At 53.4% G+C, this 19,991-nt stretch carries 17 protein-coding genes; 4 read left to right on the forward strand and 13 right to left on the reverse strand.

What is annotated here, in order from left to right; genetic code table 11:
• The first annotated feature begins 91 nt into the window (after window positions 1–91).
• Complete coding sequence (locus tag JIN95_RS15875; RefSeq protein WP_200532170.1) at window positions 92–646, forward strand: YrzE family protein; 555 nt, start codon at window positions 92–94, stop codon at window positions 644–646.
• Between the two features lie 180 nt (window positions 647–826).
• Here JIN95_RS15875 and JIN95_RS15880 read toward each other — a convergent pair whose 3' ends face one another.
• The 3 genes from JIN95_RS15880 to JIN95_RS15890 form a co-directional block, all read right to left on the reverse strand.
• Window positions 827–1,657 carry an IS5 family transposase gene (locus tag JIN95_RS15880; RefSeq protein ID WP_200530903.1) on the reverse strand — a complete coding sequence of 277 codons (831 nt, stop codon included), beginning with the start codon at window positions 1,655–1,657 and terminating at the stop codon, window positions 827–829.
• A 141-nt stretch (window positions 1,658–1,798) separates the two neighbouring features.
• A complete protein-coding gene (locus tag JIN95_RS15885) occupies window positions 1,799–3,100 on the reverse strand; it encodes a site-specific recombinase (RefSeq protein ID WP_200532171.1) in 1,302 nt (433 codons plus the stop codon).
• A gap of 483 nt (window positions 3,101–3,583) precedes the next feature.
• Window positions 3,584–5,347, reverse strand: coding sequence for a transposase (locus tag JIN95_RS15890; RefSeq protein WP_200532172.1), 1,764 nt, complete (start codon window positions 5,345–5,347; stop codon window positions 3,584–3,586).
• Between the two features lie 278 nt (window positions 5,348–5,625).
• Between JIN95_RS15890 and JIN95_RS15895 the strand changes: the two genes are divergently transcribed.
• The gene (locus JIN95_RS15895; RefSeq protein WP_200532173.1) at window positions 5,626–6,084 is read left to right on the forward strand and encodes a hypothetical protein; all 459 of its coding nucleotides are present in this window, start codon (window positions 5,626–5,628) and stop codon (window positions 6,082–6,084) included.
• Between the two features lie 21 nt (window positions 6,085–6,105).
• Here the strand turns inward: JIN95_RS15895 and JIN95_RS15900 are convergent, their stop codons facing one another.
• From JIN95_RS15900 to JIN95_RS15935, 8 genes are all read right to left on the reverse strand, one after another.
• Window positions 6,106–6,753 (reverse strand): hypothetical protein, encoded by a 648-nt coding sequence (locus JIN95_RS15900; protein ID WP_200532174.1) that lies wholly within the window; start codon window positions 6,751–6,753, stop codon window positions 6,106–6,108.
• 554 nt (window positions 6,754–7,307) lie between these two features.
• Window positions 7,308–8,642 (reverse strand): IS4-like element ISH30 family transposase, encoded by a 1,335-nt coding sequence (locus JIN95_RS15905; protein WP_200530629.1) that lies wholly within the window; start codon window positions 8,640–8,642, stop codon window positions 7,308–7,310.
• Between the two features lie 63 nt (window positions 8,643–8,705).
• Window positions 8,706–9,506, reverse strand: coding sequence for a Cdc6/Cdc18 family protein (locus tag JIN95_RS15910; RefSeq protein ID WP_200532175.1), 801 nt, complete (start codon window positions 9,504–9,506; stop codon window positions 8,706–8,708).
• Between the two features lie 211 nt (window positions 9,507–9,717).
• Window positions 9,718–11,274, reverse strand: coding sequence for a TrkH family potassium uptake protein (locus JIN95_RS15915; protein WP_200532176.1), 1,557 nt, complete (start codon window positions 11,272–11,274; stop codon window positions 9,718–9,720).
• 108 nt (window positions 11,275–11,382) lie between these two features.
• Entirely contained in the window at window positions 11,383–12,093 is a 711-nt protein-coding gene (locus tag JIN95_RS15920; protein WP_200532177.1) for a TrkA family potassium uptake protein, read from the reverse strand.
• Window positions 12,094–12,098: 5 nt separating this feature from the next.
• Window positions 12,099–14,438: an amino acid permease gene (locus JIN95_RS15925; protein WP_200532178.1), complete on the reverse strand. Its 2,340-nt coding sequence runs from the start codon at window positions 14,436–14,438 to the stop codon at window positions 12,099–12,101.
• 61 nt (window positions 14,439–14,499) lie between these two features.
• The gene (locus JIN95_RS15930) at window positions 14,500–14,919 is read right to left on the reverse strand and encodes a universal stress protein (RefSeq protein WP_200532179.1); all 420 of its coding nucleotides are present in this window, start codon (window positions 14,917–14,919) and stop codon (window positions 14,500–14,502) included.
• A 3-nt stretch (window positions 14,920–14,922) separates the two neighbouring features.
• Window positions 14,923–15,375 (reverse strand): anaerobic ribonucleoside-triphosphate reductase, encoded by a 453-nt coding sequence (locus JIN95_RS15935; protein WP_234699404.1) that lies wholly within the window; start codon window positions 15,373–15,375, stop codon window positions 14,923–14,925.
• Between the two features lie 338 nt (window positions 15,376–15,713).
• Here JIN95_RS15935 and JIN95_RS15940 point away from each other — a divergent pair, with 338 nt between their 5' ends.
• Window positions 15,714–16,457: an Lrp/AsnC family transcriptional regulator gene (locus JIN95_RS15940; RefSeq protein ID WP_200532180.1), complete on the forward strand. Its 744-nt coding sequence runs from the start codon at window positions 15,714–15,716 to the stop codon at window positions 16,455–16,457.
• Between the two features lie 839 nt (window positions 16,458–17,296).
• Here JIN95_RS15940 and JIN95_RS15945 read toward each other — a convergent pair.
• Both JIN95_RS15945 and JIN95_RS15950 read right to left on the reverse strand, forming a co-directional pair.
• Window positions 17,297–18,064 (reverse strand): hypothetical protein, encoded by a 768-nt coding sequence (locus tag JIN95_RS15945; protein ID WP_200532181.1) that lies wholly within the window; start codon window positions 18,062–18,064, stop codon window positions 17,297–17,299.
• Window positions 18,065–18,148: 84 nt separating this feature from the next.
• Window positions 18,149–18,766, reverse strand: a complete 618-nt coding sequence (locus tag JIN95_RS15950) for a ribbon-helix-helix domain-containing protein (RefSeq protein ID WP_200532182.1) — start codon at window positions 18,764–18,766, stop codon at window positions 18,149–18,151.
• 728 nt (window positions 18,767–19,494) lie between these two features.
• Here JIN95_RS15950 and JIN95_RS15955 point away from each other — a divergent pair.
• Entirely contained in the window at window positions 19,495–19,950 is a 456-nt protein-coding gene (locus JIN95_RS15955) for a hypothetical protein (protein ID WP_200532183.1), read from the forward strand.
• Window positions 19,951–19,991 lie beyond the last annotated feature (41 nt).

A 19,991-nucleotide genomic window follows, 5' to 3' on the forward strand; every position in this document is an offset into this window, starting at 1 on the left:
TCATCCGATTCGGAATTGTAGTTGATTTCAGGCTCAAAATATACCAGAGAAAGAGTGGATACTTTTGTATTATCGGATAATAAAAAGAAACATGAGTGAAGCGGATACCGCCGAATTCACGGTTTCCGATCAGTTGTATGAGGTTAGTGAGGCCACCAATGCTGATGGTACTGTGAGCGTTGAGATCTTCGATTACGAAAGAGTATCTGAGAATGATCTTGAAGTTAATTTTCGCACACCTACAATGGAAGAGAAAAGCGAAATAATGGACTGGCCGAGGATTGACGATCCAGATAAATACAAATTTGTCCGGATCTGTGAAGCTACGGTAGGCGGATTAAATGGAGCCGATTGGCTCAAAACAGATGGCGCAGAATTGAAAGCCAATCCGGAGGATTGGACATTAATTCCAGAGTCGCCAGAGGAGGGTTGGATAACGCCCCAAAAAAAGAAAAAGTGGGTGTGGGCAGGATATCTTTTCTTTATTTTTTTGAGTGGATTTCTAACTTTACAATCAATCGTCACATTCTCTTTGCTCCGATTTATTCTCTTCAGTTTGTTATTTATAGGGTTGATTGGCAATATGCTTGATAAATATTCAAAATATAATTTTGAAGAATGGGACACACAACAACAGGACTGCTGAAAACTAGATAAATTCTATTTTATTGCGCTCCCAGCCCCTACGTATTACACCGTGCTTCTGAGGGATTTCAGAAAATTCCACTCACCGGTGATACATATATACCCTGTATTGACCGAAACCAGACGAAAACATATCAGACGTTGATAATGGCTGTGTTGAATCGCTGTAAGGCGTAGAGATTCACTGTTTGACGAAGCGCTTGATGTTGTAGACCATACACATCAGAGCGATCTCACGGAACTCGCGGAACCACGACCGCGCTCGCACGGCGAAGCCGAGCGAGCGCTTGACAGCCGAGTTCACGGTTTCGGTCATAGAGCGCTGGTTGTAGCGGTTATCGTCGATTCTGGCGTTGTGTGCGTGGTCGTACGGTGCGAAGATGCGGTGTTTGATCAGCGGTCTGATCCCGAGATCGCGTAATCCTTCGCGGAGCGATTGCTTGTCGTAGCCCTTATCAGCAGCGAGAGACCGCAGATCGCCCGCGTTCCGGCGGGCGATCTGCTCAGCGAGATCTGCGTCACTTCCTTCTCGGTTGGTTGAGCAGTGAACGTCAAGGACAGCTTGAGACGCTGTATCGACGAGTTTCGTGACTTTCAGCTTCTGAACGTGGTAGCTGATTCGCTGGCAGTAGTGGCGGCTCGCTGCTGAGCGTTCGTAGAACGTGGCGTCGATCGCGGCGTGTTCGGAGAGATCGTGCAGCTGCGCCGACTGGCGCAGCAGCACTCGACAGACGCTCATACTAATCCGGTCGAACGCTTTACACAACGTAGACGGCACGGGGAGATCGGCCGCATCAAGGCCGATCTCCCCGATTATTTGTGGCATCTCTTTGAGTAGGTCGATCGTCATCCGATAGGATGTGTCGAGGTAAATTCGCAGACAGTGGAGGGAAACGAGTGCGTAGTCGGCGAATCCGCCGCCGCCTTCCGGGGCGGCGGATTCGCCTCCATCGCCAGTAACTCTTTGAGCAACCGGCACAACTTCCCCAATGAAGCGGGAGATTTGTGTCATAGGCAACCGAATCTTCCCGCTTCAACGCCTTTGATTTAGCGACCTACCCTGCCGCTGTATGGCGATTCAACACAGCCTTGATAATTGAACAGACCCCTATTTAATGGCCTGTTGACGGACGCTTGACCAACTTCACGACGGTCATTTCTTGGTCACGCGATGGTCTGTCTGTGAGAACGCCTCAGTCGCCATATCAGCGCGCTCGGCGGCCTCAATGTGCTGGTACGCTTCGCGAACCTGTTCCTCGCTGTTGTCGAGATACCGGGCAGCTGCGGCGTAGCCGAACTGTCGAACCAGCACTTCTCCGACACCCCTTCGCCCGCCATGCAGTTCGAGATAGTCGCCATCGAGTGAGAGATCCAGTTCGTCGCGACGCTCGGTGAGTATGTCGTGTGTCCAGAGTCGTTCCATGATCGACCGGGCACCGTCGGTGGTGAGAGGTTTCGGGGAGTCGAGGTCGTGCTCAGCGGCGACGATCAGGTCAGGTGCCCCGTTTCGAACACGCTCGATCGCGTTGTCGCGGAGACCGGCAGTGGCGAGTCCATTGGCGACGTGTGAGGCGAGCGAGGGGCGGTGTAGCGTCGTGAACACCGGCCACGAGTCCGGCACGTCCAGCACCTCCGCGTACCGCTGCAACGGGCCGATAACGGGCTCGGGGAGTGATGCCTCCTTCCACTCACGGCTCTTTCGGAACACGGTGACGCTGCTGTCCGCGAACGACACGTCACGCCAGCGGATTCCGTTCCGACCGTCGCGATCTTCTTTCGGTGCCGAGAGGAACTCCGAGCCGCGCAGGCCCGTGTAGGCGACAACATACACAAGCGCCTGTTCGCGACACCGCTGGTAGGCCTCGAATCGGGCGCGCTGTTTGGCCTGCCACGTCTCGCTCTCCGGGTCGCCTCGATCGGCGTGTGGAACTTCGATCGCGCCGAGCGCGTCAAACGCCTCGGAGACGCGCCGGTCGACGAACTGCGTGATTAGGTCGCGGTGTATCGGTTCCCACGCTTGTTGGTCTCCCGGCCGGCGGCCGTCGTTTTCCGGCAGCGGGTCCTCGGCGTCCGACTCCCGGGCGTAGTGCCGCGGGATGTACCCCTGCGCGTGCGCCCACCCGCACCATGACGCGACATGCGCGTAGTAGGTGAGGACGGTCCCGGCGGCGTACCCGGCGGTTGAGAGATACCGTGCGTAGTCCGAGAACACCGTCGTATCGAGGTCCGCGAACCGGACGGTGTCGCCGTCGACGACGCCCGCCCACGATTCCGGCGGGGAGGCGTTTGCCGGGTCGGCGGTCTTGCCGAGACACCAGCGTCGGAAACGATGCAGCTCGCGATCGGCGTCAGTTCGGTACGCACCTTCTTCGCCGGCATCGCCCTTCCCCTTGTCCGTGAGGTACTTCGTGAATGTGTCCTCGATCGGCGTCTCGACGGAGCGGCGACCCGTCATTGAGCCTCCAGAGTGTAGGGATTGTGCCGTCGGAACGCCGCTGCAGACGCGACGATCCGGCTGGAGCGTCCATGTGGGGAAGCGTCGGCCATAGTTCTGAATCTGCCTCGTTTGGGGCCACGGGTGGGGGTCACTAAGAGCTTACTCTGTCTTACTCAACTAAGACTAAGTAACTTATTCTGCCGGGTGTTCGTGGTTCTGTGGGATTATCGGCTGATTTCAGCCGCGAGAGGATGTCTGAGCGGAATAGATGCCCTAGTATACTTTATATCGCTATATCGAATGCTTGCCCTGTAGTTGCGAATACCGCCGAAAACGTTCACGGGTCCAGCTCTAATTTGGCCACCACCCGGGAGAAACAGCCGTAATTACTCGACAATAAATATCATGGGAACATACTTATTACTATACCGGAATTTACTGGATGAAATCTATGTCCGCAAAGAGTGATGCCTCTCGCGAAGAGCTAACCCAGACCGAGATCTAAATGAGTGTGATCAACTCATCGTTTAGCCAATCAAGGAACCGACTGAGTGTGATTCGGGGTTCATTCAGTGTTTCGATAACCCCAACTCGATCTTGTGTGAGGAAGTCTACTAACAGCCACATATTGTAGACCAGACACCCGAAAGCAAAATGGAACCACCGTACTTCGAACTCTTTTGAGGTAGTCCACGCCGCTGCGTTCTTGATCGATGAGTACGAGTTCTCGATCGCTCCCCGGTCACTGTACTGTTCAATCTGCTTTTTCGCCCAGCGCCGATCTAATGCGACCTCGTCACTCACGTCGAGACTTGTAACAAAGGGCTGTGGCGATTCCCTTCCATGGACGTCATCATCTTCTGATGGGGGCAACACGACAACGGTCGTATGTACCGTGTGATTTGAGACGCCATCCTTCACTGCACCGTGCATTGCGAAATCCTCCTTCACATACAGCGGGGTATCGTTCGGTTCCTGATATCCTTGCTTCACTTGGTCAAACCGGTCACACATCGGTCCAATCCGGTGTCGATCTTTCTGTGCAGGGATTACGTAATCCAGCCCTTTGTCAGTAAGCGTCTGAATGACGTCCACAGTGTGGAATTCTCGATCGGCATACACCATCCTGATGTCGACGTAGTCTTCAGCGATCGAAAGGAGTCGCCGTGCAACATTCCCGACGTAGTAGGAATTATCCTCACCGGGATAGGCATCTGTCGCAGCGTAGTCCGTGCTCCCAAGTGGACACATCCCGACGACGTAGTGAGTATTCTGACCCACAATCACGACCGTCGCAAACTTGTGACACCAGGTGTATCCCTTATCGTCTGGTGCGCCCTGTATCCACTTCATCTCGTCACGGTCGCCATAGTAGGCAACATACGTGATGTCCAGCGCGACTTTCGCCCGAGTCCCAAACCGTGAGCCGTTGTCGTGTTCGAGCTCCTTAAGCCGGGGCTTCGCGCGTGTGTAGATCTTTTGTAGCGCGAAATTCAGCACGGTCGTGATCTTCTCGACGGACATCTGCTTGAGGGCTTTCAACAGTGTTTCACCGGATGGACCGTCCTTGTAGAACGGGCCATCAATGTCGGGATCTGGGTTTTTCATGTCACCCAGCTTCTGCCCAGAATCGTGTGCCGCCTTCTGCTTGATCGACGCGATTGCTTCCAAGACGAGTAACTCATCGTCATCGTAGATGGCGTTATCCGGTCGAGGGAGTGAAATTGAGGGGATTGCTACTGATTTTAGCTCATCAAGCACCTGGTGGCCCTTCTTTCGCAGTAAGCGTTGGACGGTTCGATTTGTGGGGGTATTCTCACTCTCAGTATCTGATGTTTTTATTAGATCACAACAGATGGGTGCGCCCCGCTCGGCCGCAATTCTTCGGATCTCTTTCACCCCCCGTTCTACCTTTGACTGGAGTTCCGCGAATCGCTCTTCCTCTAACCGTGCTGGCTTGAACGTACTCTCTGACGGAAGATTACCGAGATCAAATCCCATAGCAGCAGCCAATTCCGAATTCGATTTGAGCCGATCAGGGATTGCTGTCAACGGGATATCCTCTGCCTTTGCCCATGTGTATGCAAGAAACATTGGGCAGAACGGCGTCGAATTGTGCCATTCTGGGTAACCATCCTTCCGCTTAAATCGATGTACATCAAGTTGCGCGAGAAGATCAGCCCATTCCGTCTCTTCGTTGATAATCTCATCAGCCTGTTTTCCGAGGCTGGTTACCGGAGCCGACTCAGAGCTATCCGGATTCATAGACTACACCACCTCCTAACCAGAAGTCCTCGGAGATCAGTGCTGAAACGGGTAATACGAGTCTGAGAGAGCGGACAAACATTGCCCGATAGTGCTTTAATCTAAAGTATATTTCTTGGTGAGCCATTTCCGAATATTCTGGATAGAAGGAGCCTCAGAAGGGAATTTAACTTGTCGCGTAAACCAATCTTCGAGTTCAGATACTATTTGATATGAAGGAAACACCAAACTAAACCTAAGTTCATAGTATAAGCATATGCTGCACGAACTTGTCTGATATGAGAAGGTCGGGCCTCTCGACTGACGAGATCGCTGAATTTCTTCGCTCGAAAGGCGCTATCGAAGCTTTACTCGCAATTGGCACAGACGGTGGACGTTGGAGTGACATCGAAGAGCAAGTCGATATTAGTACAGCCACCCTTACCGAGCGATTGGGAGATGCACGAGACTTAGGATTAGTCAAGTCAAATACTATGGATCACGAATCTTCGGTGAGCAAAATTTATCAGCTAGATACGCTCGGCCAGACGGTCTATCATCAAATGCATCTCAGTAACATTGTTAGCACATGGACATATCTCAAAAAAACACGAGAAGAATTCGAATCACAACGTGAAGACGTAATTGAGTGGGTTGAGAGCGATGACTTCGAGGACACGTACGAAGCTCGTATGAAACGAGATCAAGAAGAGAGTCGTCCCGGTGGACCAAATCATACCGACAACGAGAATTTTTAGCGATCTTGTCTTGTAACGCAGTTAGTCTCCCGGCGGATCCAGATTTTTCATTCGGAAATCCGATTGTGGGACGTACATCCCGGCAAGAACAGCTAGTTCCCGTGTCCGCTGTATATCGGCGAGATTGTGCAAAAGTAGGTCCTTCCAATCACCTTGTTCAAAAGCCCGGACCGCAGATTGACTGTCTTCGAAGGGGTCACACGAGTTATTTCCGATGAGTTCTTTATAAACTCCGACAAGGTCATTCTTATCGTCCGTATCGAAGCGATCAACGACATCCAGCATATCTGCATATGCGATATTCCGGAAGGGCCAGTCAACATTATGGGTAACACAGGCTGTCCGAACAAAGGGCAAGTCAAACCCACCATTCCATGTTTCTCCGTGGTAGGCCGTAAGATAATGATTCTCCTCATCGAGGCGACTGTGAGCTATCTGTGCGAGATTTGTGAGGAGTTCTTCCTCGTTGTCCGTTACCGTGAGTTCGATTCTGCCGCCTGAACTTTCCGTTAATACTCGTTCTAACTTCTGCTGGCTCGCTGTTCTACCTTCAGTATTCAGAATCAGGACTTCGCCGAGTTCGTGTGCAAGACCAGCGACAGTAACCACAGCGTCTGAATCCAAACCACTCGTTTCGATATCGAATGCGATAGGGGATAAATCACCCATATACCGCCTCAGAGTAGATAGCACAAGACAATAACCGGGTAATTTCCGAAACTAGCGGTCTCGATAGTATTGAAGGGTGGGTCAGGTGTATGGAGAATACGTTCTGGCCTTCGTATTGCCGCTCGCAGTGATGAGATTATACTGTTCAAGTTTTTCAAGATGGTTTCGCATTGTTCGACGTGTCTTTGGATCTGCGACCGCCTCAGAATAGCGTTCATAGAGGGGTCCGCCACCGATGCTTCCAGCATCTTGAATGAGGTCATAGAGTGTCTGCTGATGATCGGTGAGTTTGTCCGTTGTTTTCTGTCTGATCTCCATCCGTTGTAGTTTAGCGGCGCGTTGAGGCGGTGTTTGTGCGGATAGTTGACCAAGACGGTGTTGAGTCCAATCGCTGATGAAGTGTGATCGGAGAACTGAACGGATGTTCTTCTGTCTCGGATGATGAGATCTGTGTCACTCTCTGAAGGCGGCGCACTCACTCCGGTGAGTGCGTCGCCGATCCAGAGCTGTCACTACTACCAACGTCTGAGCTGACCGGCTTGTCAGGCGAGTTTCTACCAGAACTCGCCTGACTCAACCTGCTCACGTAATCTTGCTCGATGTGGATTTGGATCCCGTGACGACCACAACAGCAATTCGTCGAGATCTGGCAGTTCATACCCCAGATCTAGCATCAGGTACAGTTGGACCAAGTGTGCGTGACGTTCGAGCGCGTGAGAACACCGACGGCGTGGGAGACGCGTCGACGACGCCGCTGCGTCGTCGTCGCTTCCCTGCCGCTTTGCGTCTAATTTGCGGAGTTCATCCACAATAACGCGGCTCATCAGCAGCGAGAGCGCCGCTACGATGATCAGCGCTTCAATAATGTAGGGATCCGTCGTATTGATCTCATCAAGACCGAAGCGCGATTTGAGTTCCTTGAACAGCAGCTCAATCTCCCAGCGCGCCCGATAGAGCTGTGCGATATCGGGCGCGTGGTAGTTGTCTCTGGCAAGATTCGTTAGGTAGAGATGGTACTCACCGCTGTCCTCGTTGAGCACACCGACGAGTCGGAACGTTCGGGTCGTGCTGACGCCCGACCCTCGCTTGCGGTCGAATGAGAGGGTGATCCGAGCGTCGATCGCCTGTCGCTGCAGGTCGTCGAGGACGTCCTGCAGCGACTCGCCTTCGAGTGGAATACTGTTTCCCCGCCATGTGCGAAGCTCTTCGACGATCTCGAAGTTCGCGTCATCTTTGACCCGTGAGACGAACCAGCCGTCGTTTTGATCGATACGGTCGAACAACCAGAAGTCGTAGAAGCCGAGATCGAGTAAGACGAGTGCGCCAGCTACCCACTCGCCGGTGGGTAGCTGGCTCCGTTCCTGCGTTTTGGCGTCAGTCGTTTGAAACCGCGTAGGAAGTCCGGTTGAGAGTGATTCTGTGAGGTGGAGCTTCACGCCAGCTTGATCTTCGCCAGTCGCTGCGTAGACGTCTGTAGCGTCTTGGTAGAGTGAGACGATAGAGGCGTCAACAATGAGGACGTCTCGAAAGCGTTCGAGACGTCCGCTGAGGTCGGTTTGTCCCGGTTCGAGATTCTCGATGGCGTCATCGAGAATCTCTCGCAGGAGTGCAACGAACGCGGGTGAAAACCAGCCGTGGAAGGTTGGATAAGCGAGTTCGTCACAGTCAGCCATTTCGACGAACCGTTCGAGAAATGCCTGAATAGAGCGATCTGATCCAGCAGCGAAACCCAGTGAGAGGGTGTAGAACAACGCGACAGTGTCGAACTTGCGCTCTCGTTGGATGAGATTCGTTGCGCGAGCGCGCTCGCGCAACTCATCAGAGGGAAACGCTCTTTTGATCCGGTCGACAATCACTGAATCCGGTGGTTCGTAACTCACAGCAGCCACCGGGTTTCTCTGACAAGTAGTTCCAACGGTATTCAGATCAGCAGACGGTGCTGGCACGAGGAGTTAAACTACAACGGATGGTCTGATCTCCGACTGTGCTTCCGGAACCGCTTGCCGAATCATTTCTTGGGTGATCTTTTCGCAATCGTCTTGCTGTGCTACTCGAGCTGTATTTCGGAGGATCCCAACCGCTGTTCGAGCATCACCAGCGGCATAATCTGCTATCGTAGAGAGTTGTTCAGCCGTTATCGTATTCGGTTCGAAACCTTTCCGAACTCGATCAGAAAGAATCGTGACCAGCTCAGACATATCATACTGATTGAAACGAATACGGACACAGTTCTGGAGACGGCTATTCAATCGTTCGTCAAGGGTGCTAAAGACATGCTCCTCACGATTTGCGATCAAGATCATCGTGAGATTCTGCATTCGGTACAAGTCATAAAGGAGTCCCTTATCTTGGAGTTGATCCACTTCATCCAAGATAACCACGTAGTGGGGACCATCGTACTCACGAAGTCGTTCAAGCAACTCATCTTTCGGGGTAGACTGCCGATGGATGTCTATGGTCTTATTGAGCCCTTCGAGCAGTCGGTATAGCGTCTTGAATCCGCTGTAGTCCTCCCAACAGTTTACGTACTGCGCGTTGAGATCAACAACCTCCTCACGGAGCTGATCGACGGTATAACGGGCGATACAAGTCTTTCCTGCACCGGATGGTCCACACAGGAACGATGGTCCCGGAAATCCATCATCGGTGGCAATCGGGCGGAGTGTGTCCGTGAGATGGTCGATCTCTGCCCAGCGGTGTTTCACCTCCTTCGGAACGAAATCAGGCTGTAACACCCGTGCATCTGTGATCATGTCCATAATATGAACCCACATAGTAATAAACGGAAGTGTGACATTTCCGAATCTTCCGAAACCAAGCCCTTGCCTGCTGAATGATTTATTTTAATTTCTCCAGTAGTCTATGTTTCAGCTAGATCGGCTCTGTTGAAATCCTCAAGCGGTGATAGATTTTGGAGGCCATGATGAATTCACGGAATATATCCCGTACAGCCCGTGTTCTACTTTAGCGGTAGAGATCGAGCCGCTGCAGCACTGAGCCGACCAGCACCGCGATGGGGATGATTTCGAGCCGTCCAACCCACATATTGAGTATCAGCATGGCCTTCGCAGTATCGGGCATATCAGGCCCGGTGATACCACTGCTGAGACCGACGTTGCTCTGTGCACTCATTACGTCGAAGATGACGTACTCCAGCGGGTGTGCTGGTGAGAGTACACGGAGAAGTACCGCGACACCGATTACCAAGAAGGTAATCCAGAGGATAAACACGACAGTCGCTTCTGTGTACTCACGTTGGGCCTGTTCTTCACTGAGACGTCGCTCGCCGATCTGGAGGTACCTGATCGCGGACTGCGGACTGAACACGTCCTGAATCTGCCAGACCGTTCCCTTGATCAGAGTGATCACTCGGATGAGCTTGAGACCGCTTACTGTTGAGCCCGCTGCTGCGCCGGTCAGCATTCCGAGACAGGCCCACAGTGTCGCACCAGCACTCCAGACCTGTTCAGTCCCGCCACCGATTGCCGTGCTACCAAAGCCAGTGTTCGAGGTTGCAGAGACGAACTGGAACAGAGCGACTCGGAACGTCTCTTCGAGTGTCGCGTACTGACCGTTGGCATATAGAATCCCTGTGAGAACGAGCGACCCGGCGGTGAACCAGAGGAATACCCATCGGGTCTGCAAGTCGGTGTACAGGTTCCGAACTTCTCCTTTGAATATCAGATAGTGGATAGGGAACGCAATACTGCCCGCGACCATGATGGGTACTGTTGCGTACTCGATCAGCGGACTGTCGTAGAACCCAATCGATGCAGCGTGAACGGAGAATCCGCCTGTGGCAATCCCGGTCATCCCGTGATTGATTGCATCCCATAATGGCATACCAGCCAGCAGGAACAGAGCGATCGAGCCAAGGGTAAGTCCGACAAAGATTTTCCAGATTTCTTGGACGGTGGTGACGATGCTCGGATGGATTTTTTCTGATCGAGCTTCGCTCTCATAGAGAGTATACGAACCGCTGCTGCCACCGCGCCGGAGGATAGCAACCGTGAGAACGATCACGCCGACACCGCCGACCCACTCGATGAACGACCGCCACCAATGCAGCGACCGGGGCAGTTTTTCTTCGACAGCAGCCACCGTTAGGCCAGTCCCGGTGAATCCGCTCATACTCTCGAAGACTGCATCGAGGGGATTCAGAAACACCGCCGTCGTCTCGTCCATCGCCGGTGTGTTCATCCAGACCGGCAACGGGTCGAGTTGGATCGTCCACGCGATGAGGAGGAAGGGAAGACCTCCGAGGACGCCGATCAGCGCCCAGGCTGTGGCTGCAGTGACCATCGCTTCGCGCTTCTCCGGCGGCTCAGCGTCCTGATAGTACCAGACGAGCGCACTTCCGATAGCAGCCGTGATGAACGCCGAGACGGCGAACGCCGGAATCGTAAAGAACTCGCCGTTGACTGCTGCCACGGCGATAGAGATCACCATCATCAACGAGATTGCTTGCACGATGCGACCGACGTCACGCCCAACAGTTCGTCTGTTTACGATCTGGCTCATGATATTCGGGAGGGAGTTAGATAGGTTCGGTGGGAGCGGAGTGATTGTAGTCCAGGTATGGGCGGTATCGTGGACACTATCTTATCTGATGGGCGACCAACAGACTGCTCATAAATTAAATCCATTCGAATTGTTCGTTTCTTGATCTTCATAATGGCCGAAAATGTCGGTTACCTCTGGTGTGGCTCCCGTGCCAGAGTACACCGTCAACAGGTCTCCTTCTTCGATACGGGTCTGCCCTCGTGGGGTGATGGGCGACTCTGCTCCGTCCCGTTCGATCGCTACAACGAGGGTGTCTTCGTCGAGCAATCCTTCCTCGTCCGCTTCGATAAGGGTCAAACCGGAAATCGGTGCGTCCGCCGCGACCGTAATCTCGAACACTTCGGCGACATCGCCGACCCGCATGTAATCGACGATCGATGGGCGATCCACAGATCGGAAAAGAGATTCCGCAATGAGTCGCTGTGGGTTCTGCATCGTATTGACGCCGATTTGACTAAAGAGGCTCATATGCTCCGGATTGTGGACTACTGAGACAATCGCGGGAATTTCGAGTTCCTTTGCGAGCAAGCAGATCATAACGTTGGTCGCGTCCTGATCCGTCGTCGAGATGATGGCGTCTGCGCGGTCGGCCCCAGCATCCTCTAACGTCTCTTTGACCGTTGCATCCGCGTTGATGACCATACAGTCAAACTCGCTGGCGACCTGGTCCGCTCTAGCGGCGTCCTTCTCGATGACGACGACTTCGTACCCGGTTCCCGTTGCAATTTCGATGAGTGGCGTTCCAATATCGCCGGCCCCGATGATGATAATGTACATACTAATCACACCTCCAGTCGCCGCAACAACGCTTCACGAATTGACATCGCCGATTCTTCCGGGCCGCGAGCCATCACGACAGTTCGATCCACTTCCGTGCCGATAGTCTCGGGGAGTGATCCGAACACCGCCTGAGAAATTGCTCCGGACCTGGTCGCCCCGGCACAGATCGTATCGTAGTCCTGAGCAGCGTCGATGATCGTCTGTTCGGTATCCTCAGCAACTCTGATTTCAGTATCGTATGACATGTATTTGATTCCAGCTCGCTCGGCTAATTCCTCGATTACTGCTTCACCACGTTCTGTGGGGGAACTATCCTCGTCGACATCAGTCTCCGGAGGCTGGACGTTAAGCAACGTCAGCGACGCATCACTGGCTGCAGAAACAAACTCAGCTGCTCGGCGTGCCGCGACCGGCGCGTGCGGGCCCTTTCCGGCGAGGACCATGATGTCTCCCTCGCCGCGTCCGCCCTCCGGGCCGAGCTTCACTAAGGTCGCATCACACTGTGCCCGTCCGATAACGGGGTCGATGGTCGATCCAAGGACGTGTTCTCGCCGGCTACGAGTACCCTGCCAGCCGAGGAGGACGTGATCCGCGTTCTCCTCCTCGATGACATCCAGGATGACGGAGCCAGCGTTCCGACCAACGATTGCTCGCGTCCGGAGGCCGATATCGAGATCGGCGGCAATGTCACGGGCAGAGTCGAGCAGCTCCTGTTGCCGTTCGACCCGCGCCTCCTCGAATGTGAGGTCCTGTGAGAGCGAGGTCTGGCGCGGAACCTCGATGACGTTGACGGCGATAACTTCAGCCTGCTCGTCTTCGTGGGCGTGGGCACTGGCCGCAGCCATTCGAAGAAGATCCTGTTCCGTCTCCGGGTTCGCAACCGGAACCACCACACGATAGCGGCCTTCACCGTTCGCCATCGTAGTCGGTTCAGGCGCGATAGCTTCGCCGACCAGGCTTTCACTCAGCGCGCGATCTCGTGCGTATAAGTAATACCATCCGATACCGAAGGCGACGAGAACCGTCCCTATCGCCCCGACTGGCGTCGGCGTGACTGGGAGGACGATTTCCAGTGGTCCGAGTGAGAGGACGGCCGGGACGAACTCGATCGACATCTGCACGAGGACGGCCAGACAGGCCAGCATCCCGACGATCGGAACGGCCGGATACAGGATCGACGGGATTTGGAAGGCCGGTTCGTACGCCTCCGGATTCGCCCGGCGAAGGACGACGACGGTAACGTGAACGAGAGCGTACGTCACGAGATACATGAAGCTCGCCACCTCGGCGAGCGTGCCGATCCCGACACCGATGGCGATCAAAACGAGAGTGATGACTCCGGTCGCCGTGATTGCCCGGTAGGGCGTTCGGAACCGCTCGTGGACCTCGTTGAGCCAGTTGACGAGAATCCGGTCTCGTCCCATCGCGAAGTTGACGCGGGCGGCCGACAGGATGCTCGCATTCGCACTCGACACCGTCGCCAGGACGGCCCCGACGATCATCGCCAGCGCACCGATCGATCCCATGAACTCGGTCGCCACGTCGGCCACCGGAATCTGTGAGGTAGCCAGCGCATCGATCGATAATGTCCCGGTGGAGACGAACATCACGCCGACGTACATCAGCGTCGGCGTCACCACCGATGCGATCATCGCGAGTGGGAGATTCCGACTCGGATTCTTGATCTCCTCGGCGCTGGTTGCGATCACCTCGAACCCAATGAACGTCACGTACACCGTCCCGATTGTCGCTGCCACGGCTGGCCAGCCGTTCGGATTGAACTCTCCGATCGTCGGGCCACTGATGATGCCGAGCGCGAGGAACGCGACGATGAGGCCTACGAGAGTGAGAACGATGACGTTCTGCAGTGAACCGGTCTCTTTGACACCGTAGTAGTTGACAGCAGTCAACAATGCGGCCATCACGAGCGCAGCGACGGTAATCCCGATCTGGCCCCAGCCAGCGAGGAAGCCGATGTACTGCCCGAGTCCGGGAAGCAGATACTGGCCGAAGCCAATCATATAGAAGGCCGAGGCGAACGTCAGGCCAGCCCACATTCCCCAACCGACGATACTCCCGAAGAATGGGCCAAGCGCACGATTCACGTAGTAGTAACTGCCACCAGCTTTCGGCATCCCAGTCGCCAGCTCCGAGAGGGAAAGCGCGGCTAACAACGACACGATACCCCCCGCGAAGAACGAAATCATACTGGCAGGACCAGCTTGCTGGGCAGCGATGCTCGGAAGAACGAATATCCCCGCTCCGATCATCGTCCCGAGACCAATCGTGTAGGCCTCCAGGAAGCCGAGGTCACGAGCCAGTTCTTGATCCGTTTCACTCATCGTAGATCACCGTTTATCGTGGGCGTCGCTCCATGTGTGCAGAATCGAATCAAATCGACCATCATTCGCCTTCGTCCTCTTCTGGAAGGGAGATAACCGGACGGTCCGCGTCTGTGACCAGCTTGAGGGCTGTGTCCCCAGACAAGAACTGAATGAGTCGGTTCCCACCACGGGGGCGAAACGCGATCGCACTGGCGTCCACGTCCGCTGCGACATCGATAATGGCTCCAACTACATCTCTCCGATAGGCTATTTCCTCATTTGCCTCCGGGATGAAGCCTCGAAACGCAGCAAACGAATCCGCAGCGCGTTGTTCCGCCTGTTCGACCGGCAGCTTATCGGGAACCCCTTCACCCTTCTCGATGACGTGAACAACAGTTACTCGATCATACTCGTAGGTGTCGAGGATACGTGCTGTCGCTCGTGCATCCTCTTCATTCACAACTGGGACGACGAGATGGCCGGTTAGTGATTTAGACATGGGTTATTCCTCCGTCTCGGTAGCGACATCATCACTACCGCAATTCGGACAGGTGTCTATCTCACGGTCGAACGTCCGCCCGCAGCTTTCGCACCGAGCCTCCGTTGTGTTATGGACATCCCCAAGAAACGCCCAGTGTAGCGATTCCGCCCCGTCCAACTGGTGTTCACGTCGAACGTGATACAGTGAAGTAATATCCGTATTCACACCAGAACCGTCCGGATCAGGTGGATGCTTTCGCACGAGTGCGTATGCCCCGTGATTCTCGATTTCGAGAACTTCTCCGGCAGTATTCGCTTCAATCTCCGCTTCGATTGACGTTCGAAGCGATTCGATGCGCCGCTCAATATACGATAAGAGTGATTTCAACTCAGGGAGCTCCAACGCATCAATCCGCTGAATCAGCATCTCGGAAAGGTCGTCTGGTGGCGTTGGATCGTTATCAGCGTCGCTCATCGTCTCACCTCCGTCTTGGGAAACGATCGGCCCCCTCCGGTTCGCGAGGCGTGCCAGTCGAGAAATGATTCGTGTTTGTCGCTGGTGCACCGCGAATGAATATCATATACGGAGTCTTACCACGAGACAATAAATATCCACCGCATTAACAAACGATTCAGTAACTGAAACCTATATTTCTTTCTTTTCGATTATGACTGTCGTCGAGAGGTCTACAGCGGACTAATCAGAGTTTCAGCAAATGGACTATTGGTTGATTGGGGAAATTAATCCGAATATCAAACAGTCACCTAACGACAATTTAAATAACTCTACGGGGCCAATTTTGTCCTATAAATATGTCTCTTCAGATCGATACGATTGACGAGAAGATCCTGTACTATCTGACCGAGGAGGCCCGACACACCTCCGCACCTGATATCGCGGAGAAGGTCGATGTCTCAGCGCCAACTGTGAGAAATCGGATTCGACGACTCGAAGAGGAAGGGGTGATCCGTGGATACCACGCCGATGTTGATTACCAGAAAGTCGATGGACGGCTGACCAACCACTACGTCTGCAGTACGGGAAACCGTGACCGGGAAGAAATGGCTCAGCGTGTCCTCGATGTTCCGGGCGTCATTAACGTTCGGGAGATTATGTCCGGGAAAGGAGATCTCCGAATTACGGTCGTCGGGACTGATACTGATGACCTCACGCGGATCGCACAGGGGATTGTTTCACTCGGCATCGAAATCGACGACGAGGATCTGATCCACCGAGAGTATTTCCGTCCATATTCTCCATTCGGGCCTCGTGACGAAGAAGTAGCCTCACCAGTCACTGGAGTCGCAGGTCTGGCTGGCGACGCCGATGTCGTCGAAGTTATCGTCAGAGAACAAGCACCGATCGCCGGGAAAACGCTCCAAGAAGCAAACGAGGAAGAACTTCTTCCCTCCGATGTGTTGGTCGTGCGAATAAACCGTGACGAGGGAACGATTACGCCAACTGGAGAGACGCTGATGAAGGAGAACGATTTCGTCACGATTCATTCCCGTTCGGGCGTCACTGAAGGGACACTCGAAGCGTTTACTGGCAACTGATTGATCCGCAATCCAGAGACACTCAGACCTGAGTACACAGGGATATTCTAATGGATGATTCAGAGATCATGTGGAGAAAATAACGAGGTCCCCGTGCTAACTACACCGTTGTATTTAGCAGAGGCTTCGTCTCAATTGTCGAGAATTTCAGCGGTACTGCCTATTCTGGAATCTCGTAGCAACAGAAGTCTATCGACCCGCACGCTGGACACGAGTCGGTCTCTGAGGAGACGGTCAGCCCACAGTGACGGCACTCAACGATGACCGTGGGATCGGTCCCAAAGAGCGCACGAGTGAGTACCGTTCGGAGACCCATCATCCGAGAGTCGGTCGCAAGCGAGTTAGTTGTGACGACTAAGCAGAATCCACCGATAATGGTGCACTTCCCATACGATTCCACACAAGGCTTACACCCAATCATTATCCTACATTCGGGTGGAAGGGATATGTCATACGCTCCCTTCCCTCCCCTGATAATCGGCGATTCAACACTCGGAAGCTGTCCGAAGTGAAATGAGGATCTCTCTGGTGCACACGTTCTAGTAGAATACGAGAAAGACAACGGGACGACTGGGATTTGGGTAGAGTGCCTGCGCTGTGATGAGGTCGTAAGCCCTCAGTAACGACTCACAGCGACGGGAGACAGCATCAATAGCACCCCACATGTTCTGACATCTATCCGGTCTGTGGGTTAACCAATACAGCGCGAATTGAGCCGACATCAGCGGCAATATTCATCTGCTGATCAGAATGATGTGAAAATATCGGTTAGGTCAGTCAAAGGACCTCTCCCAGATACCGAACTAGGGTTTTGTTGATTTATCAGGAGACACTGGGTGTTACCTAATCTGTGATCCGAAATCCAGATCTTCGGCGAAAAATTCGGGGAGAGACCCGACTTGCCACAGTACAGCGACGAATACTGTATCCATATCCTCCCGTATAGCACGCTCAATCGGAGTGTCTTCGAACGTGCGTGTGTACTGCGCGGCGAGACCAAATGTGAACATGAGCGCGAAACCTAGAATGTTCTCCTCAAGGATGTCAACGTGCTCTAACTCTCTCTGTGGCGTCTTAATAGAGGTGGGGTGCGCGCCGAAATCGCTGAGTCGGCCGACTAACATATCCAGCGACTCATACTCGTCGGTGAGCTCACCGAGAAGATGCCGTCGAAGTCCGTCCACATAATCTGCGAACGGGAGAGAATCAAACGGGCCGTACTCGTTCTCCCGGATTTCGTACCGTGCATCCTGGAACGTCTGTTTCGTCTCCTCTTGCTTCCGGTTCATCTCTCTCACGACAAGATACAATTCGAGAAGCAGACGGATCCGAGAGTATGCTGCGCTGTAGTGGTGGTATTTCACGGCATGATATACTGAAAAGAGTGTTCTGACGCCTCTGCGAAGATAGAACAGTTGCATTTTATGTTTGTCGCCTATAATATCGCCGTGTACATGCCGTAGGGTAGTATCAGTATCGTGGAGGTTCTGTGTGGCCGTAAGAAGCACTCGAGCGTGCTCGCCGTGCTGGTGGTTGGGATCGGAGTAGTCTTCGGCGACTTCCTCGTAGAGGGCTTCAATGGCTTCAAAATCGTATTGACTCCACATAGGGGATATTTTCGTAGTATGCCGTGTCCCAGTATAAGCGTGAGCGTGTTACTTCCCGGCGGATGCCACACACCGTGGTGCTAGTTAGTTGATCTGCTTTTTGATCTGTGTGGTGTCAAAGTCATAAGTTCCGTACCCCGGCTTCTCAAATCCAGGTGTGACTTCATAGAGTCTTTCGACGGTTGAGGCCCATAACGTATCTACAGAAGCGTAAGTTGACTCCTCAAGATAACGTTCTGCAAGACGATCTTTCAGCTCACTAGTCTTCAGGGGGCCTTCGGAGTTCAATATTTGAGCAGCAGTAAGTAGAATCTCTTGAGCGTCGTCACTTTGCGGTCCATTCTCCTGAAGCCACCTATCAAGCGCAGCGAAGTCATCTTCTTGAGGATTTTCGTCAGCTTCCTCCTCTGGTTCATCAATCACCGTCCGGAGATCAGCAACTTCGTGTTCAAGCTCATCGATCCGATCCTCCATTTCTGAAATCACCTCGAAGAGTTCTTCGGGAGAATCTACTGATTGATCTAGAAATTCGGTGTCGGATGTAATCTGACCAATTCCGATCGGAGGATTCTGCTTGAGAGTCTCTCGGTGATGCAAGAGATGTCGAATGTATTCTGATCGACTACTGAATCCACTCTCTTTAGCCTCCTGTTCTAGCTCCTCAGCAAGTGGCGGTTGAAGACGAAGTGTAATCGGTTCCATGTCGTGTCAGTTACGAACAGCGTGCCCGTCTCGGATTATAATATTACGTAAGTAGATCAATATCGAACCGAATACATCTGCATATTTGAGCGATCTCATAGGAAATCTGACTATCACCGCTCATATCTTACTCTTTGATTTTTATGAAATAATCCCGTGCACATTTTCTGTCGTTCGCAACTTAACCTTGCCGCGCCTGAGACCCACTCAACCCCCCTTTTGTTCCCTTGGGAAGGCCTTTCCTTCGGGCGTTTCTTTGATTGGAATATTACTTTCACTCCAGTCAGGTCAATATTATTTGAAAGCAATACGTTCAATTGGTTGTGACTGTTTACCAGATCACGTATACGCTGAACAGCCCCGGACAAGATTATGAACAGTTGTATGAAGCAATTGAGGCGCTCGGAGATTCCGCCCACCCTCTTGACGACTGTTGGTTCGTGGAGTCTACAGAGTCAGCAGATGATATTCGAGACACACTAAGCGAAAACACAGGCTCCAATGATTCGATCATCGTGACAAAAAAGAGTGAATCAGGGGTAACATGGGCGACAAGCAACGCATCGACTGCCGGAGAGTGGCTGTCTAATCACTGAGGCAAAATTAAGTCGCGGCGTGCCGCCTCGTTAACAGATATATGCCGCGATCCCCGTTAGCGTCGCCGATCTGCTGAGTTCCGGTACGACAGGCACCCTATCTATATACCCCATCGGGTTGACGTATAGGCTGTGTTAGACCAAACACCCTCCCGAGACGAGGTTCTCGAATACTTCCACACCCGGCCGTGGAGTGAATGGCGAAAGCACGACGCGAATAGCTCCTACGCCGGCGGCGATCCGAACGATCCTGTCCATCACCCCGTGTGGGTTAACAACAGCGACGTTCGAGTCCGGATCGAACAGGGACGGACCGCTGTCAAGGACTTTCAGGAGGATTGGATCGACGGGTTTCCGAATCCAGACGCGACGAGCTACTCGTTCTGGCTCTACCTAAACGATTCGCCGATCACCCAGCGTGTTCTCGTCGGCGTCGACGGCCACCGTGCGTATCTCCCCGTCCCCGATATCAGCGGTGACAACCCAGTCCTAACTCCAGAAAAGGCAAAGTGGGGGCGTATCGTGACGAATGATAGGGAACACTTCGAGCGGGCACTCGATTACGCCGACATGGTCATCGAAGAATAGACACCCACTGACGCTGTAGAAGGGACTACACTCCCAGTCCA

Origin of the sequence: Halorubrum sp. LN27, assembly GCF_016635065.1 — an archaeon.
In the GTDB taxonomy this organism is placed as follows: Archaea; Halobacteriota; Halobacteria; order Halobacteriales; family Haloferacaceae; genus Halorubrum; species Halorubrum salipaludis.